This window comes from Flavobacterium piscis (genome assembly GCF_031457575.1).
GTDB classification, from domain to species: Bacteria; Bacteroidota; Bacteroidia; order Flavobacteriales; family Flavobacteriaceae; genus Flavobacterium; species Flavobacterium piscis_A.
Genome location: NZ_JAVDWQ010000006.1, coordinates 221911 through 248410, shown reverse-complemented (window position 1 = coordinate 248410; position 26500 = coordinate 221911). Strand labels below are relative to the sequence as shown.

The window sequence follows — 26500 nt, the reverse complement described above, 5'->3', positions numbered from 1 at the left end:
CAGTTTTAAGTGATCAAAATTAGAAATCAATTATAATAAGATACCCAGCATTTATTATTTATCCAGTTTAAAAACTGAATACTAACAACTGAGCACTGAAAACTTTCTAAGTAAGCATTCCTCCACAAACATTTAAAACCTGCCCGGTAACATAAGCGCTCATATCAGAAGCCAGGAAAAGACATGCATTGGCAACATCTTCGGTAGTTCCTCCACGTTTTAACGGAATTCCGTCTCTCCAGCCTTTTACTACATCTTCAGGTAATTTTGCAGTCATTTCTGTTTCAATAAATCCGGGGGCTATTGCATTGCAACGAATATTGCGCGAACCTAATTCTAATGCTACTGATTTTGTAAAACCAATTGCACCCGCTTTAGAAGCTGCATAATTGGTTTGTCCTGCATTTCCGGAAACCCCTACTACAGAACTAATATTGATAATTGATCCTGCACGTTGCTTTAAAAAGGTTTTCTGAATCGCTTTTGTCATATTAAAAACCGATTTCAAATTGACATCTATAACCAGATCAAAATCTGCTTCAGACATACGCATCAAAAGGTTATCTTTTGTGATTCCGGCGTTATTAATTAAAATATCAACTGTTCCAAAATCAGCCAAAACAGCATCAACAAAAGTTTGTGCCTCATTAAAATCCGCCGCATTCGATTGGTATCCTTTTGCCTTAATACCTAAACCGTTCAATTCAGTTTCTAAAGCCTGAGCTGATTCTACAGATGAACTGTATGTAAAAGCAACATTGGCACCATGTTTAGCAAAAACTTCGGCAATTCCTCTTCCAATTCCACGACTAGCGCCTGTAATAATGGCCACTTTTCCTTCTAGTAATTTCATATTCAAAATTAATATTAATAATTATTTGTAGCTAATCCTGCTATCCGTTGCAATCTTTTATGTTTTAAAGAAAAACACAAAAGGATTTCCACTTCTATCAGGGCTATGAATGACTTGTCAAATATAGAACAATTCCTTTTTTTAAAAAAATAACAATTGCAATAACCTTCAAATTGCTAAAAAACTGCGTATTAAAAACAGAGAAAGCAGCTCTAATTGAACTGCCTTCTCTTCAAAATAAAAAACGAAATTAAATCTATAATCTATAATTTGTCATTCTAAATGGACTAGCCGCACTTGCATAAGTGTAAATCACATTTGAATAGAAAATGGTAAAACTTTCTTTTTTGATATATAAACCTTTAGGATTTGTTATTTCATCATCTAAAATTTTTAAAAATGCTCTTGCAGCAGGAGTTCCTATCCAACCGTCATCACTTAAGATGATGGTTTTATTTACAGGATCCTCAGTAGTTGTGAAAAAATGGTAAATAGTTGCTTTTCCTCCATTAAATGCATATGCGATATAATTACCATTTAAAGGGTCGTTAAAATATATTTGAACTCTGGCTAGTTTTTGATTTGCAGCCAAAGTAGCATTTACGTTATCTAAGATAGATTTGGCATAAGGAGAAGTAGATGCTGCAGTATATAAATTAGCAGCTATATATGATATAACAAGTTGAGGATTTCCTTCTAAAAAAAGTTTATAATCATCAGTTAATCTAGGTGGTGCATTTGAAAATTTAATTTTCGCTGTCACTCCGTTTGTTCCGGCAACGAAACTTTTATCAGTTTCATTATAAACAAAATCTGTTAAACTTTGAGTTCCAACAACAACTGCAGGTTTTACAGTTATTCCTGCAGGAGTATAGGCAACAGCCAACTTAAGTGATTCAAAATTTCCTTCCTGTAACGGAATTGCTGTTCCAAAACGTGTTACAGAATTAAAATTCAGTTCAAAATTCTTAACTGCTCCTTCTTCTGTAATTTCAAGTATGCGAAATAACGGACTGGAAATATTTCCTGTCATATTCTCGTTCATTATTGTATTTTTCTTTAAGTCTGTCCAATCTTGCGGAGTTGCTTTTACAAAACGAACTTCTTTTACCGTTCTGTTTGTTCTAAAAACAATATCTCCGTCTTCCTGACCGTAGTACAAAAACTGAAAGTCTCCTAAAAAACCTTTTCCAGCAGCAAGAGGCGAATTATTAGCATCTGATAATAGATGGATTTTATTTTGAGTAGTAAAAACTAAACTAACAGTACTTCCTAATTGTACTTCATATTGACTATTATGAATTTCTGTGTCATCATCAAAATCAGAAGCCATATCTACCTTGCCATTTGGCAAAAATTTAAACAAATGAGTAAATCCTCCTAATTGATTATCATCTGTATAGTAAACAGCTTTCCATCCATTTTCAGAAGAAAGTAACAAATCATTCAGTTCTTTTTTTTGTTTATTTAAACGTTCAGTAGGCGATTCATCAAACTTTTGTTCAGCATCTGTGCTAACGCAACTATTTAATTGCACCGCCAAAAAGATAAGCATCAAATACTTAAATATATTTTTAGTTTTCATAATTTTATTTTTTAAATTTTTAATTATTCAGAACAGCAGTAGTATTCTTTTGAGCCTCATCTCTCAACGCATAAAAATCTATATTAAAAGCATCTCTGTAATACTGAACTACAAGAGCTTCTTTTTGTTTAAGAGCGGCAAGAGCTGTTGGGTTTGTTACACTTGCAAGTAATGCCGCATATTCTGCTTTTGATTTAAGCAAAATTATTGCTGCAGTTTCTGCAAAATCCTCTGTATAATTTGATCTAGCATAAGCACTTATAAATCCAAGTTGCTGTGCTTGACCATCCGTAATACTAAACGGATTTGAACTATAGTCGTTCGGTGTTATTTTAGCCCAGGATTCTACATCAAAAGTTTTAGTCTGATTTAAAATATGTATATATTCATGTTGAATGGTGTGAACAAATTGTGTGACACTTTGTCGATTTTTATTATCTACGTAATCTACCTGAAAAAGAGAGATCCTTTTTCCTCCTTCAGCTAATCCTAATGTATTAGAAATATTATCAGGATTTACATTTACTCCTCCTACCAAAACAAAATCCCTTGGCGCAATGATTTTAACAAAATCTTCACCTGCAATAGTCGTATAACTGTCTATCCATATTTTTTTAATCATTTCAAGTGCAGGCTGGACATTCTCAATTGCTGGTGGGTACAAAAATCTATTGTTTTCGACTACATTTTGGTTCCACTCATACTGCACACTAATATTGTAGGGATCTATATAGTTTTGATCGATCCATTTATCTAAATCAGTTTTTACTTTTGGAGTGAAATTTAATAAACTTTCATTTGGCTGATCTTCATGAGCACATGATATAAGTGTCATAATTCCAAGTGCCAGCACTATAATTTTATATTGTTTAATTACTTTCATAATAATTTAAATTTATCTCGGATTTTTTTCAATCCCATTATTAGACGCATTTAGTGGTATTTGTACAGCACGACGCTTATCATCTTTAACCAAAATATTATTTTTGATTATTTGTCCTTGTTGATTGAATGTATTATGCTCTACAACGAGATTAAATCTTTTGATATCAAACCATCTTAGTCCTTCATGTAGAAACTCTCTTCTTCTTGCTTCTGTGATTGCTTTGATATAAGATGTCTGCTCTGGTGTAAGGGCGTAAAATGGGGTGTATTCATCAGCAACAACCGGATATTTTGCATATACTTTTTCTTTTGTCAATACATCTGAAGCGGCATATCCATCAGTTCGGATTGCTAAAAAGTATTCCAGCTCTGCATTTGCTATATCTAATTGATTTGTCATAACATGAGCTTCAATACGGTTTAAAAACATTTCATCATTTGAAAAAAGCACAACTCCAGTATATGGAAGTCCAATCTGTGCTGTTACATTTGTATATTTAAAATATTCATCAAATTTATATATGGCTACATTTGCTCCGCTTGCCCCCTGTATTACGATATCAATCAACCAATCTTTATTGAATATATTGGTCTGGCTTCCAAGTATTTCATCTCTCTCTTTAGCTCTTGTAAAGAAAAATCTATTATTCCTAATCCCTCTGCCCCAAATTGAACTGGGAAATCCAACTAATAAATTTGTAGGCTGTGTATTTTTTGCATATTCAATTGGTTTACTTGGAAAATCATAAGCATTATAAGCTGCCCAATCCCTAAGTTTTCCAACAGGAGCATTTCCTAACCCCTCGGTAAGCTCTAATACTCTGTTCCAATCTCCTTTTACAGTATAAAAACGGGCTGCAAATGCTTTGGCTGCTTCCTTATTAAAATGATATTTCAAATAATCTGTTCTGTAATCATTAGTAACATGCTTTAAGCCTTCCTCAATATCAGATTGTAGTAAGTCAAAAACTTCTTTCATTGAATTACGCTTGTAATTTCCAATCAAAACGGTTTCTGTTTCTGTTACATAAGGAATACCTAAATCAGTCGCTGCTGTAGCAGGATTGTAACGATTAGACCATAAAGAAACCAACATAAAGTGAGCGTAAGCACGAGCCAATAAAGCCTCTCCTTTTTGTGGATTAAGATTAGGAGCGTTACCCAATTTTTTTATAGCTTCCAACGCATGATTAGTAGTAGCAATTGCCTTGTAACATGCATTCCAGTAAAACCCCTGAGTATCTCTGCCTGTTTGATCATCTTGCAAATCCCAATTGTAATTTTGTACATTATTTAAATTGACAAGTGACGTTTTATTATCAGATACATTGTCAGACATAGTTTCTGCAATTTCCATATATGTACCATCCGGGTATGCATCTGCCAACAACTCTGAAATTTTTTCCGGTGTATCAATTTGTAATCTATTATCTGGTGTTTCCGAGAGGAAATCATCGCAACTGCTAACACCAATAAGCAGCAATAGATATAAAAGTATTTTTATATTTTTCATAATCAATAAATTAAAATGAAAGGTTTATGGCAAAAGTGTATTGTGATGTAATTGGAAAGGCTACACCTCCTGTATTACGGAATTCCGGATCCTGACCGTTCAGTTTTTTATCAGAATAAATCAACCAGGGATTTACCGCAGATCCTTTTAGAGTAAATGTGCCTACTCCTAATCTTTCCTTGAAATCTTTAGGAAATTCCCAACTTAAGGATACATTTTTTAATCTTACGAAATCACCATCGGCAATTCTGACATCAGAGTAATTATAGGTATTGTAAGCCTTGGCTAATGTTCGTTCACCACCATTATTCTCTATTAATCTTTTATCAGCAATAACCGGTATATTCGTGATATTTTCATCTCCAGGATTTATCCAGCGATTTGTAAAATCTTTTGTAAACACTGTCAAATCATCATAAACACTATCATATACAGGATTTAAACGAACTTTATTTCCTCCTGAACCAACAATAAATACATATAATGACCAGCTTTTATAAGTAAAAGTATTAGCTAGACCTATTGATTTATTTGGTTCAATAGAACCCTCATATTTCAAGTATTTGGTAACATTCTCAGTATCTTGAAAATTGGCATCAGTCATATTATTCTCAGCTCCGTCCTGCAATTTAAAAGTGGGTAAACCTTGATTATCTAAACCGGTAAATTCATAGGAATAAATTGAATTTCTAGGGCTTCCCAATGCGTTTCCACCGTTACCATTTACCAAGCTAAAAGCTGATGGTTTATTTTGCAATTTTTTTATTTTTTGATCATAAACAGAAAAATTAAGTGTTGACGACCATTTAAAATTATCAGTTGTAATATTCTGAGTGGTAAATCCTACTTCAAGACCTTTAGTTTCCATATCAGCATTGTTACCTTGCTTAATACTTTGACCGCCAACGCCTGAAGTTGTTACAAAATCCACCAAATCAAAAGCTTTGCGACTATAGATATCTGTTACAAATTGCACTCTGTTATTAAACATTCCAAGATCCAAACCTATATTTGTTTCAAATTGTTTTTCCCACGTTAAATCACCATTTTGCAACTCGTCAATTGATATTGCAGATTCTCTGTTTGCCAGAAAAAGACGATTCGTAATGAAACTTTCGTAAATCGCCAGTGAATTTGTAGCTGGTCCGGCGGTTGCTGTAAGTCCGTAAGAGGCTCTTAATGCTAAATTGTTTATAGTTTTAATATCTTTCATGAAACTTTCTTCAGTAACATTCCATTTTCCACTAATCGTATAAGTTGGTAACCATCTGTTTGAGCCACTATTTCCTTGTCTGTTAGAACCATCATAACGACCTGTAATAGAAGTAGTATAACGACGATCATAAGTATATCCTACTTTTCCAAAAAAACCAACTGTTCTTTCTCGTTCTGCATCAAATCCGTAATATGAATCCCCATCATTTACAATTTTTGAAATCAATCTTGGATCAATAAATGGAGTAAGTCCTCTATCAAATTGAAGTCCTGCTGCTATAAAATTATCACTGCTTCTATCTACCGATCTAAGTTCTGTACCAAAAAAACCTTCTAATTCATGCTTATCATTAAATGTATTTCTATAATTAATACTATTTCTAATATTATAAGAAGTCATATCATTGGTGAATTTTCTTAAGAATCCGCCATTTGGAAGTACTGATACTTTTGGCGCTGTCAAATTATCCGGATCACGGTATAAAAAAATGTTTGCTTCCTGAACGATTGAATTTTCTCCTTCCGTACTCAAAGCAGTACCCGCTTTATAAGCAGCAGCTACATTTGAATCTTCATAAATTTTATGCTCTCTGGAGGTATTTGCATAACGTGCTGAACCTGTCAGATTATAAGTTAAATGTTTATTTATTTTATAATCTAAATCTAATTGGAAGCGAATGTCTTTAACTTTTATATCTAATGAATTATTTTCTAATTCGTTAATAATATTCATTGGAGCCCAATTGTTTCTGTAATATTCTAAATTGCCATTCTCATCATACGGTCTTAAAGTTCTGCTTGTATTCAGAACATACTTAAAAGGATTAATATCAAACTCTCTGTTTACACTTCCGTATACAGGATCTGATTTACTCTCGTAACTACCCGGAGCAGTTTGATTTCGCACTGATCCCACAGTAGATAAGGTTATATTTAACTTTTCATTTACAAAAAAGGTTCCTTTTAAATTAGATGTCAATTGTTTTACATTATCAGCTATAGTCCAACCCGGATCAGTATAATAACCTAATGATGCATAAAATGTATTATTTTTTCCACCACCTGAAAAGCTTAGGGAATGATTTTGAGTGATAGACGGTCTAAATAAAACACTAAACCAATCAGTATTACCCAATTCATATTTCTTTAAAAATTCATTACGACTAACTTCATCATTTCTAACTCCAAACTGACCGTTTGTTCTATTGTAAGTATCAATTTGTTTGGACATAATATTATATACGCCCCCAAATCTTCCATTAAGCGATGATGCTATTTCCAAAAATCCTTTACCATCTCCATTAAATCCCTCTAATTCTTTTAATATACTCATTGATTGCTGAGAATTAAGAATATCATATTGAGAATAGTTAGGTACAGTTCTTACAGTGTTTTCAACAGAATAGCTTACTTTTAATGGCGAATCTCTGCGCCCCTGTTTTGTAGTTACAACAACAACTCCGTTCAATGATCTTGAACCATAAATAGATGTCGCTGATGCATCTTTAAGAATTTCAATACTTTGGATATCATTTGAATTTAATCCTGCCACAGAGGAACTTAATAAAGTTTCAGAATTTCCTGAAGCCAAATCAGCAAATGAAATATTGATAATATCTTCCTGTACAACACCATCAATTACCCATAATGGTTTTGTATCCCCAAAGATAGAAGAAGATCCACGAACAGTAATTTTAGGGGCAGTACCAAATGTGCCGGTTACGTTTTGAACCGTAACCCCAGCGGCTTTACCTTCAATCATTCTGCTTATATCTACAACACCATCGACTTTTAGTTCTGTTCCCGAAATTTTACTTATTGCACCGGTAAAAGTTCTTTTTGACGTTTTTTCGTAACCTGTAGTAATAACAACTTCTTTTAAATTTTGCCCTAATTCATTTAAAATTATGGTCGGAGAAGTATTTTCTATACCAATTTCTTTGGTTTCCATTCCAACATAAGAAATAACCAGACCGGTACTATTAGCTGGCATTTCGATAGAAAAGTTACCATCAAAATCAGTTAATACAGCTATTTTAGTTCCCTTTGCCATTACAGTTGCCCCTGGTAAAGGCACACCACTTGGATCTGTTACTTTACCCCTGATAATAGGACCTGCAGACAATGCTTCAAATAAAGGATTATAGCTTTCATTAGTAACAAAGCCATCTAACTTTGTGCTCTTTTGCAAAACAATCTGGTTACTTATTTCGGCATATGTAATATTGAAAGGTTTCAAAATCCTGCTAAGTATGCTGGATAATGTTTCCTGATTTGCCTCAATACTCACTTTTTGATTTAGCTGCGGAAGTCTTGAATTGTATGAAAATTTCACCTTTGCATACTTTTCAAGTTTTGACAGTGTATTGTCTAAACTTAAATTTTCAATAGCAATGGTAACTTTTGTATCTAGCTTTCTTTGTCCATTTACACTGTTTGCCATAGTAACACTGGAGAACACTAGTGCTAAGACGAACTGAAATAGCGTTATTTTCATGATTCGATGGAGTAATCGTTGTTTAACAACTGGTTTTTTCATAATTTTGGTTTGTTTTGATTAATACTGTTCAAGTGTATTTTAGAAACATAATTAATAACTCTTTACAGAGAGCTATTAAATTTTTTATTAAGTGTCGAATATGTTACAGCATTTCGGCACTTTTTGTATTTTTTACATAGGCTACTAAATGATTTAATTTATAATTTATTAATATCTGATTATTAAGAACTTAAACAATATGTATTCAATTACAACCCTGTGACAGTATTACAATCTGATTCCCATTCATTTCGAAATTGGTATCATTACCAATACTTTTGCAAATAATTTTAAGTTTTTCGGTTAATGGCTGATCACTTAAAGAAGTTGTTAAATGACAATCCTTTAATTTTCCTTCAGGAAAATCAATATTAACTAAATATGCCTGTTCTATTGTTTTCAAAATCTGCTCTACAGGGATATCAGTAAATTCAAAACTTAGTTGTTCAATATTACCAATACTCCCTACCAATGTCTTATCTTCTGTGATATTAGTTATTTTATTAAAACTTAAATCACGTCTAAAAAACCGTAATGCCTGATTAGGTAACAAAACAACCTCTTCCTTTGTCGGGCTTATTGCAAGTTCATTTGAAATTACCCTTACTTTACCGGTGCGAACAAGAACTTCTACATTTGGTTCGTCTGAGTATGCTCTTACCCGAAAACTAGTACCAACCACTTTTGTAATAATTTCATTTGCGTAAACTAAAAAAGGCTTTTTTGGATTTTTACTAATTTCAAAGAAACCTTCGCCGGATAAATACACCTTTCTTTCGTTTCCGGTAAAGATTTTAGGATAACTTAATTTACTATTAGGCTGTAATAGTACTGAACTGCCATCTGATAAAGTAATTATTTGCGACTTGTTAGAATTATTGGTTTGTTCAACCAGCCCTTCATTATTATCATCAATAAGTTCATTATACGTTATAACAGTATTACTCTTTATACTATTATTTTTATAAATCCAAATTGAAAATAAACAAAATAACAGCGAAGCAGCAACACTACTTAACCAATACTTTTGGATAAATATTATTTTTGATTTTGTATAATTTTTTTTACGGCTTTCTTTTTCTTGAATTTTAATCCAAGTTGATTCTAATGCTGAATTAATTTCATTTTGAGATAAATTAACATCTGAAACTTTCATTGCTAACAATAAAAGCCTCGCATCTTCAACCAACTTAGCACGCTGCAGGTTTTCTAAAGTCCATTCTTCCCATCGCTGCTCATCAATTTTGGATAAAATCCATAACTGAAATGATTCATCGGCTAAAAAGTCTTCAATTTCGGTATAAGTATTGCGTTTTTGCATCTAAAAATAAGGTTACAAAAACATAGAGGACAGTTTTCTAATTGTATACTCACTTAATTATGATTATTTTTAAGTTTTTTTTAAGAAAATTGAGAAAGCCCCAAAAATAGTAGGGTGATATAGGATAAGCTACCTTTCCATTCTTTACGCAGTTTTAATAATCCGCGATATAGTAAGTTATTTGCTGATTGATAATTGACATCAAGTAATTCTGCAATTTGCTCTACAGTCAAACCTTGATGATACCTAAGATACAAAGCTTCTTTTTGACGACCTGGTAAATCGTTCAGCAATTTGTTTAAATGCAATACTTGTTCTGCGGTTACTTCATCCTGAACTAATTCATTTTCTATTGAAAAGTCAAAAAGAAATTCAATTGATTCAGTTGAAGTTGTTTTGCGAAAAATATGATCTCTTTCAAACAAACGCGCAATTCTTTTTCTGACACTGGATAATAAGTAAGCTTTTACAATAACATCTTCCTGTAATGAGTTTCTATAAACCCATACATTTGCAAAAACATCCTGTACACAATCCTGTACTTTTTCTTCGTATGGAGAAAGAGAATTTCCATAACTAATTAAATCCTTATAATATCTGTTAAAAAGTAACGAAAAAGATTTTTCATCACCCGCTTTTAGATTACTCCAAAGAGTAATATCGCTAGATGTTTTATTATTTAAAATTTGGCTATTCATGATTATTTGGCGTAGAATAATTATAAAAAAAAATATAGCTTAATGATAAAATGACTTATTTTTAACATTAACTCCATGTTTTGTTTTATAAATATATATTATGTAAATATATAAACCAATATTTTTTACAAAAAAGAGGAAGTTTCTTAATATCAAAAATGCTTGTCAGGACTGACTGAGTCAATGTTCTTAATGAAATGTTAAAAAATAAAATCAAAGTAGATATTAAATTTTTGTAAGGTTTAACTTTCGTTAATCAAGACCAATTCGTTAATAAACTTTAATACTGAAATTCCTTTATTATTTTTAATTTTCGAAATGTTATTTCTCTTTAATTTTGAAACACCAATAACTAAAACTTTTTCTGCAACCGATATTGGTGCTATCTTCCCTTTCTATCCAACATTCAGGATTTCTTTTGGAGTAACGGGATAAATATTAAATTAGCAGAAATCATTAGTTTCTAAGTTTTAAAAGTTGAAAAACACCTAATGTTAACAAAAAAAAAGCCCTGCTAAAAAAGCAAGGCTATAATAAAATTTTATTTCTGTATAACTTAAAAAGCTACATTCCATCTAGGTAAAGTACTATTCTCATCTAAGAAATTCTGCAAAATTTTTCCCTCAATAGTGGTTGGGATTAATTTTACATCGCCATTGAATGTTTCATACCATGAAACTTCCAATCTTTCAATATTTTCTATTTTCATTTGTGCCGGCCAGGAATATTTTCTACCCGTTTTTGCAAATTGGTGACCATTTACAATTTTATCATACAAACCACCATTTTTAATTTTTAAAGTTCCGTCATTTTGAATAGTTCCTGTAGATGCTACCATAATCAATTCTTTTTCATCACCAGTAACAGCATAAACCACAAAAACACCGCTTCCGGTTTCCGGAGCATTGCAAACTTCTTCTAAACTGTCATTTTGTGTAAAAGTAAAATTTCCTTTTACTGTAAACTTTTCTAATTCTTTATACATATTTCTTTTATTTTGTCACGAAGGTCCTAAGATTCTGAAGAACTTAGTTGCTAAGTGTCTATTTACATTCTATTCCATACATTCTATTAATGTAAAAAAAGTCCCAACAAGATATTGAGACTTTTTTTGGAATTTATTATTTTAAGTATTGGAGATTATCCAAGAACTTCTTTTACTTTTTTACCAATTTCAGCTGGTGAATCAACAACGTGGATTCCGTTGTCTCTCATAATTTGTTTTTTAGCTGCTGCTGTATCATCAGAGCCGCCAACAATAGCACCTGCGTGCCCCATTGTTCTACCAGCAGGAGCAGTTTCTCCGGCAATAAAACCAACAACTGGCTTACGGTTACCATCTGCTCTAACCCATTTAGCAGCATCAGCTTCTAATTGACCACCAATTTCACCAATCATGATGATAATTTCAGTTTCCGGATCATTCATCAATAATTCAACTGCTTCTTTTGTTGTAGTTCCAATAATTGGATCTCCACCAATCCCAATAGCTGTAGTAATTCCTAAACCTTGTTTTACAACCTGGTCAGCAGCTTCGTAAGTTAAAGTTCCAGATTTAGAAACGATACCAACTGTTCCTTTTTTGAAAACAAAACCTGGCATAATACCAACTTTAGCTTCACCAGGAGTAATTACTCCCGGACAGTTTGGTCCTATTAATCTTGAATTTCTTTCTTTAACATAATTATTTGCTTTAATCATATCTGCTACAGGAATTCCTTCTGTAATAGCAATAATTACTTTGATTCCAGCGTCAGCAGCCTCCATAATTGCATCAGCAGCAAAAGCCGGTGGTACGAAAATGATAGATGTATCAGCTCCAGCCTGGTCAACAGCATCTTTTACTGTATTAAAAACCGGACGATCTAAATGACTGGTTCCCCCTTTTCCAGGAGTAACACCACCAACAACATTAGTACCGTACTCAATCATTTGAGAAGCATGGAAAGTTCCTTCGCTTCCTGTAAATCCTTGAACAATTATTTTGGAATCTTTATTAACTAAAACACTCATGATATATATTTTATGTAGTTTTTAAAATTGTGATGCAAAAGTAAGGTTTTGTAACTTATTTTCACCTTTTTTATTGGCAAAAAATATTAAGAAAATTGACTCATTTGATAACCCCGGTACAATTTATCATCTTTTATCTGCCAAATCACAAAAAAGTGAGCCAACAACATCTCTTCTCTTGGATTTTCAATCGTCTTTACAAAGTGGGAATATCGTACCGAAACCAAGTCATCTTCGGTTATAATATGACTAATTCTTACTTTTGAACGTACATAGGCACGATTTAATTCATTAGCCATTTCTATTATCGAATCATAATTCATATGAATTAATCCTTTAGTACTATTCCATTCTATAGTAACTTCAGGATGCAGATAGGTTTTCATAATTTCACTATCAATCAAAGCATCCGATTTATAAAACTTCTGAACAAATTCTTTAATAGACATATTATTTCAATTTATTTAAAATTTCAGGAATCTTTTTGATATTGGCCAATTGCTTCAACTTTTCTCTTGATTCTTCGATTGGAGTTCCAAAATAAGATTTTCCGCCTTCAACCGATTTTGTAACTCCGGTTTGCCCCATAATAACAGCCTTCGCTCCTATTGTGATACCGCTGGTAGTTCCTACCTGTCCCCAGATAGTGACTTCGTCTTCAATAATTACACAGCCTGCAATACCGGTTTGTGAAGCAATAAGGCATTTTTTACCTATTACAGAATCATGTCCAACATGTACCTGATTATCGATTTTTGTTCCTTCACCAATAGTAGTATCACCTGTGACACCTTTGTCAATGGTACAAAGAGCGCCAATTCCAACATTATCTTCAATTACAACTCTTCCACCTGAAATTAACTGATCGAAACCTTCCGCACGCTTTTTATAATAAAAAGCATCAGCTCCTAAAATGGTTCCGGCATGAATAATTACGTTATCACCAATTACAGTATGATCGTAAATAGAGACATTAGAATGTATTAAACAGTTTTTACCGATTTTTACATGGTTCCCAATAAAACAATTTGGCTGAATTAATGTGCCTTCACCAATACTTGCAGAAGTTGCAATAGCTACATTCGCAAACTCAAAAGGCTTGAAATGTTTGGTTAAAGTATTAAAATCCCTGAAAGGATCATCAGAAATTAAAAGAGCTTTACCTTCAGGACAATCTACTTTTTTATTAATTAAAACAATAGTAGCTGCTGATTGTAAAGCTTTTTCATAATATTTTGGATGGTCGACAAAAACGATATCTCCAGGTTCTACTACATGTATTTCATTCATGCCTAAAACCTCAAAATTCTTGTCACCAATAAATTCGCAGTTAAGCAAATTTGCAATTTCTTCTAAAGAGTGAACTTTTGGAAATTTCATATTTTTATTTAGTTTTTGTCTCAGTTTTCAGTCTCAGTTTTCAATCTATCAACAAACTGCTAACTGCGACTGAAAACTAAAAACTTATAAAAACTATTCTTTTACACGCTCCATATAAGAACCTGATGCGGTATCAATTTTAATTTTATCCCCTTCATTAATGAATAAAGGAACGTTTACACTTGCACCAGTTTCTACCGTAGCCGATTTAGTTGCATTTGTAGCCGTATTTCCTTTTACTCCCGGTTCTGCATAAGTAACTTCAAGAATTACTGATGCCGGCATATCAACAGATAAAGGTAAATCAGTTTCTGTATTTATCTGAACCATTACATTTGTCCCTTCTTTTAGTAACCCTGGATTATCCAGGATGTTTTTGTTCAGAGAAATCTGTTCGAAAGATTCAGCATTCATAAAGTGAAAATCATCACCTTCAGCATATAAAAACTGGTATGTATGTGTCTCAACACGCACATCCTCAATTTTATGTCCAGCAGAAAATGTATTATCCAACACTTTTCCTGTCGTTAGACTTCTTAATTTAGTTCTTACGAAAGCTGGACCTTTTCCAGGTTTTACGTGAAGAAATTCGATAATTTTATATATATCGTGATTGTATTTGATACATAACCCGTTTCTAATATCTGATGTAGATGCCATTTTATTTAATTTTAGATTTTAGAATGTAGATTTTAGATTTCTAAAGAATTAATAATCTACATTTTATTATTTTTTATATTTATTTTAAGCTTTAATGATGAAGTAAGAAATCTAAAATCAGAAATCGAAACTCTAAAATTAATAGTTCCCTGAATAACCCTTCATAATTCCTCTTGATGAATTTCTGATAAAATCTAAAATTTCATCTCTCTCAGGAGTTGCTTCCATTTCGGCTTCTATAATACTCAAAGCCTGTGTTGTATTGTAATTTTTTTGATATAAAATTCTATAAATTTCCTGAATTTCCCTGATTTTATCTGTACTAAAACCTCTTCTTCTTAAACCAACAGAATTAATACCAACATATGATAACGGTTCTTTCGCAGCTTTTGTAAAAGGGGGTACATCCTTACGGACTAATGAACCTCCGGAAATCATGGCGTGATCACCAATATGAATGAATTGATGAATGGCTGCCAGGCCTCCAATTACTGCATGGTTACCAACAACTACGTGTCCAGCAAGTGCAACACCGTTTACAATGATAGCATTGTTTCCTATTTCACAATCGTGTGCAATGTGTGCATAAGCCATAATTAAACAATTGTCTCCCAGTTTAGTTTGTCCCGAAGCAACAGTTCCTCTATTGATCGTTACACATTCTCTGATAGTACAATTATCTCCAATAATGGCAAGGGAATCTTCCCCTCCAAATTTTAAATCCTGTGGTACGGCAGAAATTACTGCTCCTGGAAAAATATTGCAATTTTTACCAATACGGGCACCTTCCATAATAGTTACATTTGAACCAATCCATGTACCATCGCCAATAACGACATTGTTGTGAATTGTTGTAAAAGGTTCAATTACAACGTTTTTAGCGATTTTAGCGCCAGGATGAACATATGCTAATGGTTGATTCATCTGTATGTTTTATATTTTAAAATTAAAATAATCTAATTTGGGGCACAAACCTAAACAATAAAATTGATTATTTATTATTGTTTTTTTGCAATTTGAGCCATTAATTCAGCCTCAGCTACTAATTTTCCATTAGCGTAAGCATTTGCCTGCATATGACAAATTCCTCTTCTGATAGGAGAAATCAAATCACACTTAAAAATTAAGGTATCCCCTGGTAACACTTTATGTTTAAATTTAACATTATCTATTTTCATAAAATAAGTCAAATAATTTTCAGGATCCGGAACTGTACTTAAAACCAAAATTCCACCAGTTTGTGCCATCGCTTCAACAATTAATACACCCGGCATTACCGGGGCATCAGGAAAATGCCCAACGAAAAAATTTTCGTTCATGGTTACATTTTTTAACCCAACCACATGTGTTGACGACATTTCAATAATTCTGTCAATTAACAAAAATGGGGGTCTGTGTGGCAAAACAGCCATAATTTTATGAATATCCATCAGTGGTTCCTGATTCAAATCATAAACCGGAACATAATTTCTTTGCTCTATCTTAATAATTTTTGCTAACTTTTTTGCAAACTGTGTATTCACATAATGCCCTGGTTTATTAGCAATGATTTTTCCCTGGATTCTAACGCCTATCAAAGATAAATCACCAATAACATCCAGAAGCTTATGTCTTGCTGCTTCGTTTGGATAATGCAATGTTAAATTATCAAGAACACCGTTTGGCTTAACAGAAATCTGTTCTTTGCCAAAAGCTTTCTTTAAATTTTCCATTGTAGATTCAGAGATTTCCTTGTCTACATATACAATTGCATTATTTAAATCACCACCTTTAATCAATCCATTTTCTAATAAAGATTCTAATTCATGCAAAAAGCTAAAAGTTCTTGAATTTGCAATTTCTTCTTTAAAATCAGCAATACTTTTTAAAGTAGCATTTTGGGTACCTAAAACTTTGGTGCCAAAATCTACCATTGTTGTAACCTGATAATCATCACTTGGCATAACCAAAATTTCGCTTCCGGTAGTTTCGTCAGTAAATGAAATCACTTCTTTAACTATATAGACATTTCGTTTTGCTTCCTGCTCTTCAATTCCTGCTTTTTCGATTGCTTCAACAAAATATTTTGAAGAACCATCCATAATTGGAAGTTCTGAAGCATTTAATTCAATAATAACATTATCTAAATCACAGCCCACCAATGCGGCTAAAACATGTTCCGGAGTTTGAATTTTTACACCTAATTTTTCTAAATTGGTACCTCTTTGTGTGTTAACAACATAATTGGCATCAGCTTCAATTACTGGTTGACCTTGCAAATCTACTCTCACAAAAGTGAAACCATTATTAGTTGGTGCTGGCTTAAAAGTCATTGTAACTTCTTTACCGGTATGCAATCCAACTCCTGTTAGTGAAATTTCATTCCTGATGGTCTTCTGTTTAACCATTATTTCCATTTTTTGGGTTTATTATTCGTTTTTTTAGTTCTTCTATTTCAGCTACAATTTTAGGCAGGTTCTTAAAATGGACATATGACTTACTAAAATCACTATAACCAAATGTTGGACTTCCCTGCAAAACTTCATCATCTTTAATGTTTCTTGCGACACCTGATTGAGCCTGTAGCCTGACATTATTCCCTATTGTTAAATGACCTGCTATTCCAACTTGTCCGCCAATCATACAGTTTTCTCCAATTTTTGTAGAGCCTGCAACCCCTGACTGGGCAGCAATTACTGTGTTTTTCCCAATTTCTACATTGTGTGCAATCTGAATTTGATTGTCTAATTTAACACCTTTTCTAATAATTGTAGAACCAAGTGTTGCCCGGTCTATAGTCGTATTGGCTCCTATATCTACATTATCTTCTATAATAACATTCCCTATTTGTGGCACTTTATTGTACTCACCATCTTCATTTGGCGCAAAACCAAAACCATCAGCTCCGATAATAGTTCCTGAATGAATCGTACAATTGTTTCCAATTATCGTTTCAGAATAAATCCTGGCACCTGCAAAAATATACACATTATCACCAATAACAACATTATCACCAATAAAACTGTTAGGATATATTTTTACATTATTTCCTAAAACCACATTTTGCCCAATATAACTAAAACTCCCTAAATACAGATTCTCACCGTATTTAACTCCTTCAGAAATAAACGTCTGAGGTTCAATTCCGTTTTTGTTTAATTTTACCTGATTATAAAATTGTAAAAGTTTAGAGAACGATACGTAAGCATCTTCAACTTTAATTAAGGTGGTTGTAATTTCAGATTCAGGCACAAAAGAGTCATTAACAATTGTTACAGAAGCTTTTGTGGTATAAATGTGATTGATATATTTTGGATTTGCCAAAAAAGTAAGAGAACCTTCCTCTCCTTCTTCTATTTTAGACAGTCGGAAAACCTCGGCATTGGGATTTCCAACAACTTCTCCTTCTAAAATTCCTGCTATTTGTTCTGCTGTAAATTTCATCTTATCTGATTATATTTTTTTTATAAGAATAAGATGGAACTCGCTACATAACGTTCTGCTTATATTCAAAAAAAATGTACTGGTTCGTTTCATTCCGACAAAAATATAAAAAATAGGTTTTAAATGTTAATTTTAAATAAGTTGTTTTGGATAACAGATGTAATATTTTGTAACCAATTTAGATAATGATTTCAGATTCAGCTGATCCGATGCTTCCACAACATCTTCAATTGTCTTATCTTTTTTAAAAATTCTTATCGGTTCTGCTTCTTTACTGTATGCCTGATTTTTAATTTTCCCTTTAAATATAAAATAATCCGCCTCTAATTGTGATATGTTATGTTCTTTAGCAAATTTTTCTTTTAAATCCTGAAGTTCTTCTAATGGAATTTTTTCTCCACTTAATTTAATTTTCAATAAATCCCTGTTGATAATCATTTTGCTCAGAGTGGAAAGTATAAAGTCATCCTGCTTTTGCCATGCTTTCAATGCACTAATAATATCAAAATCATCTAATTGAGAAAATAAATCTAATCTTTCAGTATCAAAATCTTCTAACGTAACTTTATTTTGCATAAAATACAAAAGAGGATCACTACAAGGTAAAATGATTCCTTTTAAAGTCAGTTCCTTCGCTCTTTTTAAGGCTTTCATCAAAATTAATTCGGCCACCAAACTGGTTTTATGCAAATAGGCCTGCCAATACATCAGTCTTCTGGAGAGCAGAAATTTTTCAACTGAATATATTCCTTTCTCTTCAATGACCAGAACTCCATCTACCACATTCATCATCTGAATCAATCTTTCCGAATTGACGTTTCCTTCTGCCACACCTGTATAAAAACTATCACGTTTCAAATAATCCATCCGATCCATATCTAACTGACTGGAAATTAGCTGTAACATGAATTTTCTGTGATAATCACCTTTAAAAACCTGAATAGCCAAACTTAACTTTCCGTCAAATTCGTCATTCAACTGATTCATAAATAATAGAGAAATAGCTTCGTGGTGAACATCTTCTACAATGCTTTTTTCCATAGCATGCGAAAAAGGCCCGTGTCCAATATCGTGTAACAAAATAGCGATATACAACGCATTTTCTTCTTCTAAAGAAAGAGCAACTCCTTTAAAACGAAGCGTTTCAATTGCTTTTTGCATCAAATGCATACAGCCCAGGGCATGGTGAAAACGAGTGTGATTAGCTCCCGGATAAACCAAATACGATAATCCCATTTGTGAAATACGGCGTAAACGCTGAAAATACGGATGCTGAATCAAATCATAAATAAGCTCATTCGGAATTGAAATAAAGCCATAAATGGGATCATTGAATATTTTTAACTTATTGATCTGAGTCACTATTTAGTTATTTTTTAGGTCAACAAATATAAGTAATTAACGATAAAGAGCTTTAGGTTTTTTCTCTAAAAAATCAAAACAGTAATCTATTCTGAATTTGAAAGGCTTTTAAAATCAGTGAAATGTTAATAACTAAAGATTAGTTTTTGAATTCTTATAAAGCCAGTCGTTTTCAAAATTAATATATTTGAGAGTATCAAAATTTAAAAACCATGAGAATAGAAACCGAACTTAAATTAGGGTTTAAAGATGTGATGATCAGACCCAAAAGATCTACTTTAAAAAGCAGGGCTGAAGTCTCACTGGAAAGGAATTTTAAATTTTTGCACAGTACAGCTATCTGGACAGGAATCCCAATTATGTCGGCTAATATGGATACAGTAGGCACTTTTGAAATGGCAGCTGTTTTAGCTAAAGAAAAGCTATTTACAGCTATTCACAAACATTATACACTTCAGGAATGGAATGATTTTTTGCAAAATGTATCCCCTGATTTCTACAATTATATCGCGATTAGTACAGGAACAGGAAAAGAAGATGCTGTTAAAATTGCTGCAATTATTGCTGCAAATCCGTTGCTACGATTTATTTGTATTGATGTAGCAAACGGCTATTCTGAGCATTTTGTACAGTTTTTAAAGCAAACCCGCAAACAATATCCTGACAAGGTTATTATTGCAGGGAATGTAGTAACAGGCGAAATGGTAGAAGAATTACTATTATCCGGAGCAGATATTGTGAAAGTCGGAATTGGACCGGGATCGGTTTGTACTACTCGTGTAAAAACCGGGGTTGGATATCCACAACTTTCGGCCATCATAGAATGCGCAGACGCAGCTCATGGTTTGGGCGGACACATTATTAGCGACGGAGGCTGTAGTACTCCCGGTGATGTTGCCAAAGCTTTTGGTGCCGGTTCTGATTTTGTAATGCTGGGCGGGATGCTGGCAGGTCATACCGAAAGTGGTGGTGAATTAATTGAAATTGATGGTCAGCAATTTAAACAATTTTATGGCATGAGTTCAACCACAGCCATGGACAAACATGTTGGTGGTGTAGCTGAGTATAGGGCAAGCGAAGGAAAAACGGTTCAGGTACCTTTTAAAGGAAAAGTGATCCACACCGTTTTGGATATATTAGGAGGCTTGCGCAGTACCTGTACGTATGTTGGTGCTTCAAGACTGAAAGAATTGACCAAACGAACTACATTTATCAGAGTCAGTGAACAGGAAAATCAAGTTTTTACTAAATAAAAAGCATTTTAATTTCATGATTACAATTTTAGAAGCAACAGTTGAAGATATCAAAACCATTCAGAAAATAGCATATACAACCTGGCCCATTACATATGGTAAAATTTTATCTCCAGCTCAGTTAGACTATATGTTGGATTTAATTTATTCTGATGAAACCCTAACCTGTCAATTTGAGAAAAAAGAGCAATTATTTTATTTGGTTTTGGATACAAATTCTACATTAGGCTTTATCGGAATTGAGCATAATTATAAAGGTGATGCGGTAACACGAATTCATAAAATATATCTTTTACCGGAAACGCAGGGAAAAGGTATCGGGAAAAAAGTGATTGAGGAAGTTGAAAGATTGGCTTTAGAAAATCATTCAGAGGTTTTATCCTTAAATGTAAACCGATTTAATTTGGCTTTAAATTTCTATAAAAAAACAGGTTTTGAAGTTATAGAAGAAGTAGATGTTGAAATTGGAAACGGGTATTTGATGGAAGATTATGTAATGGAGAAACGATTGTAATCAGCTTACAATGACATCATGTTTAAACAACAAGCCTTTTACATCTTTTAAGGCAAAACTAGCTTTCTTCAATTTTGTTTTGGATGGATCAATAGTATAATTATAGCTGGTTTCAAAATTGGCTTTGTTGGCAATTGCTTTATTAAACTCTGACCGATACAAATCGCAATTATCAAAAACAACACTTGTAAGGTCCGTAGCCATAAAATCAACAGCTGCCAAACTGCAATTTGTAAACGTAGTTCCCTTTATTTTTAAAGTATAAAATTTTGAGAAATCCAGAATGCAATCATTGAAATGAATCTCAAAAATGAGTTTGTCACACATAGCGAAATTCACCTCTTTGATTTCACAACGATTAAAAGTTGCTGTTCTAAAAGCCACATAATTGATTTTTGCCTCATTAAAAACACAATCATTAAACACACAATCTATAAAAGTAACGGCTAAAAAAGTGCAGGCAGAAAAATTACAGTTATTAAAAACACAACATTCAAAATCCTTGAAATTCGCCCCATCCCTATCATAAATTATAGTATTATATTCTTTATCAAGAAAATATTCGGTTGTCATTAAGGATTCAATTATTGTTCGATTTAAAATAAAAACGCAAAAATCAAATGTATGATAATTGCGTTTATTATTGAGAATATAATTTATTAATTATTTTTTGTGCACTCTTCTTAACAGGAAAATAGCGGTCACAAAAAAGAGCCCTAAAAATACAATAGCCAGGCGCGGACTTCCGGTTATCTGATCAATAATACCATAAAGGCACATTCCGATTACGATTCCGATTTTTTCGGCAACATCATAAAAACTGAAAAATGAAGCAGTATCTTCTGTTTCGGGTAATAGTTTTGAATATGTGGAGCGTGATAAAGCCTGAATTCCACCCATTACAAATCCTGCTACTGTTGCCATAACGTAAAAATGCATCGGTAAGGTAATGAAAAAAGCCAATGCACAAAAGACTGCCCAAATGCTATTGATTACTATTAAAGTTGGAACATTTCCAAATTTCGCTGAAGCCCGTGAAGTTAATACAGCTCCTACAACTGCAACCAATTGTATTATTAAAATACAGATGATTAATCCTATTGTACTTTCTTCTTTAGAAGCCCATGTAATTTCCTGAGCGCCAAAGTATGTAGCCACAAGCATTACGGTCTGAACAGCCATACTTGACACGAAAAATCCACCCAAATATCTTTTCAAAGGAATATTATCTTTCAATATAGCCCAAACCTTCTTTAATTCTTTAAAACCATTAAATACAACATCATTGGATAACTTTTTATTGGTTTCCTTGCTTCCTTTAGGTAAAAAATAATAGCTGTACTGACTAAATAAAATCCACCACACTCCTACCATTACGAAAGAATATCTCATAGCCTGCATTTTTGCTTCACCATCAGCTGCCCCCATAATCATTATCAAATTAATAATCAGCAAAATAACACTTCCGATATATCCTAAAGAATATCCTTTGGCACTAATTTTATCCTGTTGTTCCGGAAATGCGATATCCGGTAAATAGGAATTATAGAAAACCAAACTTCCCCAATAGCCAATTAGTCCCAGAAAGTAAAACAATAATCCAATGTAAATATTTTCAAGATTGAACCAATACAATCCCATACAGGATAAAGCTCCAACATAACAGAAAAATTTCATGAACGATTTTTTATTCCCAACATAATCAGCAATACCTGATAATAACGGCGAAAAAAAGGCTACAAATAAAAAGGCTAAGGCTGTAGTAAAACTAATCAGGGCTGAATTTTTAAGCTCCAATCCGAAAATTTCTATATAATGGCTTCGATCCGAAAATAAAGCTTCATAAAAAATAGGAAAGACTGCTGAAGCTATTGTAAGGGTGTAAACGGAATTTGCCCAATCATAAAAAGCCCAGGCATTCAATAATTTTTTACTCCCTTTTGGTAGATTTGTCATGGTTTTGGTTTTGAAGGCTAATTTATTTATTTTTTCTTATAATCATAATGAATCTTTCATTAATAAATAATCAACGATTTATTCGTTTTGAAATTCAAATTAATAACCTAAAATCTTTTATTGATGGTGATACGGCTCATTCCTTAAAATGGTAAAGCCACGGTATAACTGCTCTATAAAGAACAAACGTACCATCTGATGTGAAAATGTCATGAGCGAGAGTGAAATTTTACCTTGCGCCTTAGCATAAACCGTTTCCGAAAAACCATACGGACCGCCAATTACAAAAACCAGCGTTTTGATTCCGGAGTTCATCTTTTTTTGCAATTCTTCTGAAAAACCTACACTCGAAAAGTTTTTTCCATTTTCATCCAATAAAATCAACTGATCCGTTGGCGTTAATTTTGAGAGAATCAATTCGCCTTCTTTCTCTTTTTGCTGACTTTCAGATAAATTTTTTACGTTTTTGATATCCGGAATAATCTCTAAATCAAATTTGATATAAAATGATAAACGTTTAGTGTAATCATCGATTAAAGCTTGCAATGATTTATTATCTGTTTTGCCAATGGCGATAAGTTTGATGTTCATTAGTTAAAGTTTTTGCCACAAATTTCCCGAATTATCACCAATCTTTAAAATATAAAATTTGTGTAAACCCGTTTTATCCATCAAATCTGTGAGCTATTTTTTATTTTCAAAAACATTTTCAAAATGTTCTACAATAGGAAAAGGTTCGTAATAATGATGCAAAATCTTCTTCCATTCTAAATAAGCATCAGAGTTTCTAAAACCAACAGTGTGATCTTCAAGTGTGTTCCAATCGACTAATAAAAGATATTTGTTTCCAACTTCCAGACATTTTTCTAAACGATGTCCCAAATATCCGTCAATTGATGAAATAAATTGACTTGCTTTCGCAAAATCAACTTCGAACTGAGGTGCTAAATCAGGTTTTACAAACAAAAATACAGCTTCTAAAATCATAATGATTACAAATGAATTTGACCTGCCCGATCTGCTAAATCTAAATTTTTACGCAGATTTAGCAGATTTGGCAGATTTTATTTATATATTAATTTTTAGAAAATTTAGCCTCAAAGGTTTTAAATCTATTATCTAAATCTTTCAATAATTGCTTTTTTACGGATGCATCCTGAATAAAACTGTAATTGATGCTATTGTAAACGTACTGTTTTATCGTTGCATACGAAACATCAGGGTATCTTTTTGCCAGTAAAACATATTGTTCCGTCATATTGGTTCTTAAAATCCCTGCATCATCTGTACTGATTACGATTGGCACATTGAATTCTTTATAAAGTGTAAACGGATGCCTGTTTTCCTTTACTTTCAAAATGAATTCGTTACTGGCTAAATTGATCTCAATAGGAATATTATTTTTTGACATATAACGCAATAAATCATACGAATTTGCTTCATAAGCAATATCTACTCCATGCCCTATTCTATTGGCTCCAGCTACATAAATAGCTGAATTAATATGCCAGGTTAAATCTTCGGGCTGAACCAATCCTAAGGTCAATTCACCTGCATGAAGCGTATATTTTACATCCGGAAAACGCGAATGGCAGTATTTAAACATGACCATATGCAGCCAATAATCTTTCATCGAATTTTCGCCATGCTCCGGAGAAACGATGTTTACACCTGCAACCAATTTACTTTCGTTAGCCGAAATAAAAGCAATAACCAGATTTTTAAATAAATCAACTGGTTCCATAAAACGCAGTACAAAATTCTGATAACGCATTGTAAAACAGTCATCATCTATTTTTAAATCCTTGTGCAGTTTTGCTATGAAATTAGTATTGAAATCGGCTGCATATTTTTTAGCATCTTTCTGTTGAATTGATTTATACAAATCATCTAAAAGTTTTAAAACAGCCTTCTCCTCTTTTTGACTGGCAGCCTGACGAAGTTTCAGATTAAAATCCGTAAGATCATTTACCTTCATCTCACAAGGAATAATCGATAATTGTGTTTCAATATAACTCACGTTTTCAGAAAGTGCACGTTTTTTTAATTCCAATAAACCCTCTGCAAAATGACCGTCAATTACGGGAAAGAATTTATCAAAAGAATCAAAAAACAAATCATCTGAAGGAACTGATACACCGTTATAATCTTTGGCCGACCAGGTTTGCATGACTTGTTGTTCATAGAATGCCAGTTTTCCTTTATTGTTAAGAGATGAAAAAGTTTCCCAATTGCCTTTGGAAGGTTTCGTTTTTGAAACTTCCATAGTTTCCAGATTCAGGTAAAAATCTTCTGTAATAGCTCTTTCCAAAAGAGGTTCTGTATAAATTGATCCCGAAAAATGATGGTGTAAATCGCCTCCTTTTGGCATTTGCTGAAAAAAAGCTGTTAGGGCAGCTTCGTTGTTTCTGATTTTTTCTAAATAATTTTCGGCTGATTGAGAAAAACCGATTTGTATTGTCAAAAGACAGAAAAGTGTAATTATCCTCGTCATAGTCTAAGTTTAAATTACATGCAAATGTAGTTAATTTTGAAGACTTTTTTAAAGCTTCTCTAAAAATTGACTTCTGAGATGATAAAAGTATAAAATAGATATTTTTTAGGCATTTTCAGCATTTTATTATTGAAATAAAAAACCAAATAAATAGTTTTTATTATTCATGATTTTAGAGAATTAATAAAAAATCAAAAATTTAGGCAAAACTATTACGATTTCATTTTTTATTCTTTAAACAGATTTCCTTTTTTGAACATAAAACAAAGGCTTTTCTGAATTTTAATATTCTGCATTTTTGTTTCAATTTGTTTGTTTAACTTTGTTCAAAAGATATAAAAATGAAACAATTAGTTATATTACTTATTGCTTTTGCTACATTTTCATGTACAAAAGCACAAAAGAGCAATTTTTCGAAAGAAGCTTTATCTGAGAAATTATTAGCTGTTGATGAAAGTCAGGTTGCATTTAAGGACATTTTAAAAAAATACAAAGGACAAACTTTGGTCATTGAAGTTTGGGCTTCCTGGTGTGGTGATTGCGTAAAAGCCATGCCTAAAGTAAAAGAACTGCAAGCGAACAATCAGGATGTTTCTTATTTATTCATATCGGCAGATAAAACTGCTGATAAATGGAAAACCGGAATTGAAAAGCACGAATTAAAAGGCGACCATTATATGATGAATGACGGTATGAAAGGCGTTTTTGGAAAAGCAATTGACTTAGACTGGATTCCAAGATATATCATTGTTGACAAAACTGGCAAAATTGCTTTATACCGTGCCATTGAAACCGACTTTGACAAAATTAATGAAACATTAAAAAACCTGAAATAG

The 26500-nt window shown here is 32.6% G+C and carries 24 protein-coding genes; 3 read left to right on the top strand and 21 right to left on the bottom strand.

The features are described 5' to 3' along the window. Positions 1 to 106: 106 nt before the first annotated feature. From fabG to J2W48_RS11140, 16 genes are all read right to left on the bottom strand, one after another. Positions 107 to 853, bottom strand: coding sequence for a 3-oxoacyl-[acyl-carrier-protein] reductase (gene fabG, locus J2W48_RS11215; protein WP_310281295.1), 747 nt, complete (start codon positions 851 to 853; stop codon positions 107 to 109). A 256-nt stretch (positions 854 to 1109) separates the two neighbouring features. Beyond that, on the bottom strand, positions 1110 to 2438 hold the full coding sequence (locus J2W48_RS11210; RefSeq protein WP_310281294.1) for a DUF4302 domain-containing protein: 1329 nt from the start codon (positions 2436 to 2438) through the stop codon (positions 1110 to 1112). Between the two features lie 19 nt (positions 2439 to 2457). After that, positions 2458 to 3321, bottom strand: a complete 864-nt coding sequence (locus tag J2W48_RS11205) for a substrate import-associated zinc metallohydrolase lipoprotein (protein ID WP_310281292.1) — start codon at positions 3319 to 3321, stop codon at positions 2458 to 2460. A gap of 12 nt (positions 3322 to 3333) precedes the next feature. Then, entirely contained in the window at positions 3334 to 4836 is a 1503-nt protein-coding gene (locus J2W48_RS11200) for a RagB/SusD family nutrient uptake outer membrane protein (RefSeq protein ID WP_310281289.1), read from the bottom strand. A 10-nt stretch (positions 4837 to 4846) separates the two neighbouring features. Beyond that, positions 4847 to 8590: a SusC/RagA family TonB-linked outer membrane protein gene (locus J2W48_RS11195; protein WP_310281287.1), complete on the bottom strand. Its 3744-nt coding sequence runs from the start codon at positions 8588 to 8590 to the stop codon at positions 4847 to 4849. 205 nt (positions 8591 to 8795) lie between these two features. After that, positions 8796 to 9911, bottom strand: coding sequence for a FecR family protein (locus tag J2W48_RS11190; protein WP_310281285.1), 1116 nt, complete (start codon positions 9909 to 9911; stop codon positions 8796 to 8798). A gap of 80 nt (positions 9912 to 9991) precedes the next feature. Continuing rightward, complete coding sequence (locus J2W48_RS11185; RefSeq protein WP_310281283.1) at positions 9992 to 10609, bottom strand: RNA polymerase sigma factor; 618 nt, start codon at positions 10607 to 10609, stop codon at positions 9992 to 9994. A 556-nt stretch (positions 10610 to 11165) separates the two neighbouring features. Further along, on the bottom strand, positions 11166 to 11594 hold the full coding sequence (locus J2W48_RS11180) for a hypothetical protein (protein ID WP_310281281.1): 429 nt from the start codon (positions 11592 to 11594) through the stop codon (positions 11166 to 11168). Positions 11595 to 11749: 155 nt separating this feature from the next. Continuing rightward, a complete protein-coding gene (gene sucD, locus J2W48_RS11175) occupies positions 11750 to 12622 on the bottom strand; it encodes a succinate--CoA ligase subunit alpha (RefSeq protein WP_007808093.1) in 873 nt (290 codons plus the stop codon). Between the two features lie 86 nt (positions 12623 to 12708). After that, a complete protein-coding gene (locus tag J2W48_RS11170) occupies positions 12709 to 13071 on the bottom strand; it encodes a nuclear transport factor 2 family protein (protein WP_310281277.1) in 363 nt (120 codons plus the stop codon). 1 nt (position 13072) lies between these two features. Next, the gene (locus J2W48_RS11165; RefSeq protein ID WP_310281276.1) at positions 13073 to 14002 is read right to left on the bottom strand and encodes a UDP-3-O-(3-hydroxymyristoyl)glucosamine N-acyltransferase; all 930 of its coding nucleotides are present in this window, start codon (positions 14000 to 14002) and stop codon (positions 13073 to 13075) included. Between the two features lie 93 nt (positions 14003 to 14095). Further along, the gene (gene efp, locus J2W48_RS11160) at positions 14096 to 14662 is read right to left on the bottom strand and encodes an elongation factor P (protein WP_310281274.1); all 567 of its coding nucleotides are present in this window, start codon (positions 14660 to 14662) and stop codon (positions 14096 to 14098) included. Positions 14663 to 14800: 138 nt separating this feature from the next. Beyond that, a complete protein-coding gene (gene lpxA / locus J2W48_RS11155; RefSeq protein WP_310281273.1) occupies positions 14801 to 15586 on the bottom strand; it encodes an acyl-ACP--UDP-N-acetylglucosamine O-acyltransferase in 786 nt (261 codons plus the stop codon). A 74-nt stretch (positions 15587 to 15660) separates the two neighbouring features. Further along, positions 15661 to 17049, bottom strand: a complete 1389-nt coding sequence (locus J2W48_RS11150) for a bifunctional UDP-3-O-[3-hydroxymyristoyl] N-acetylglucosamine deacetylase/3-hydroxyacyl-ACP dehydratase (RefSeq protein ID WP_310281271.1) — start codon at positions 17047 to 17049, stop codon at positions 15661 to 15663. Next, the gene (gene lpxD, locus J2W48_RS11145) at positions 17042 to 18085 is read right to left on the bottom strand and encodes a UDP-3-O-(3-hydroxymyristoyl)glucosamine N-acyltransferase (RefSeq protein WP_310281270.1); all 1044 of its coding nucleotides are present in this window, start codon (positions 18083 to 18085) and stop codon (positions 17042 to 17044) included. Before lpxD ends, J2W48_RS11150 begins: the two co-directional genes overlap by 8 nt. A gap of 132 nt (positions 18086 to 18217) precedes the next feature. Then, positions 18218 to 19447, bottom strand: coding sequence for an HD domain-containing protein (locus tag J2W48_RS11140; protein WP_310281269.1), 1230 nt, complete (start codon positions 19445 to 19447; stop codon positions 18218 to 18220). A gap of 212 nt (positions 19448 to 19659) precedes the next feature. Here J2W48_RS11140 and J2W48_RS11135 point away from each other — a divergent pair, with 212 nt between their 5' ends. Beyond that, on the top strand, positions 19660 to 20700 hold the full coding sequence (locus J2W48_RS11135; RefSeq protein WP_310281267.1) for a GMP reductase: 1041 nt from the start codon (positions 19660 to 19662) through the stop codon (positions 20698 to 20700). Positions 20701 to 20716: 16 nt separating this feature from the next. Next, the gene (locus tag J2W48_RS11130; RefSeq protein ID WP_310281265.1) at positions 20717 to 21214 is read left to right on the top strand and encodes a GNAT family N-acetyltransferase; all 498 of its coding nucleotides are present in this window, start codon (positions 20717 to 20719) and stop codon (positions 21212 to 21214) included. Here the strand turns inward: J2W48_RS11130 and J2W48_RS11125 are convergent, their stop codons facing one another. From J2W48_RS11125 to J2W48_RS11105, 5 genes are all read right to left on the bottom strand, one after another. Beyond that, positions 21215 to 21787 (bottom strand): pentapeptide repeat-containing protein, encoded by a 573-nt coding sequence (locus J2W48_RS11125; RefSeq protein WP_310281264.1) that lies wholly within the window; start codon positions 21785 to 21787, stop codon positions 21215 to 21217. 90 nt (positions 21788 to 21877) lie between these two features. After that, the gene (locus J2W48_RS11120; protein ID WP_310281263.1) at positions 21878 to 23170 is read right to left on the bottom strand and encodes an MFS transporter; all 1293 of its coding nucleotides are present in this window, start codon (positions 23168 to 23170) and stop codon (positions 21878 to 21880) included. Between the two features lie 117 nt (positions 23171 to 23287). Further along, positions 23288 to 23761: a 23S rRNA (pseudouridine(1915)-N(3))-methyltransferase RlmH gene (rlmH, locus tag J2W48_RS11115; protein ID WP_310281261.1), complete on the bottom strand. Its 474-nt coding sequence runs from the start codon at positions 23759 to 23761 to the stop codon at positions 23288 to 23290. 93 nt (positions 23762 to 23854) lie between these two features. After that, entirely contained in the window at positions 23855 to 24157 is a 303-nt protein-coding gene (locus J2W48_RS11110; RefSeq protein WP_310281260.1) for an antibiotic biosynthesis monooxygenase family protein, read from the bottom strand. Positions 24158 to 24245: 88 nt separating this feature from the next. Next, entirely contained in the window at positions 24246 to 25664 is a 1419-nt protein-coding gene (locus tag J2W48_RS11105) for an adenosine deaminase (protein WP_310281258.1), read from the bottom strand. 341 nt (positions 25665 to 26005) lie between these two features. Between J2W48_RS11105 and J2W48_RS11100 the strand changes: the two genes are divergently transcribed. Further along, the gene (locus J2W48_RS11100) at positions 26006 to 26500 is read left to right on the top strand and encodes a TlpA family protein disulfide reductase (RefSeq protein WP_310281257.1); all 495 of its coding nucleotides are present in this window, start codon (positions 26006 to 26008) and stop codon (positions 26498 to 26500) included.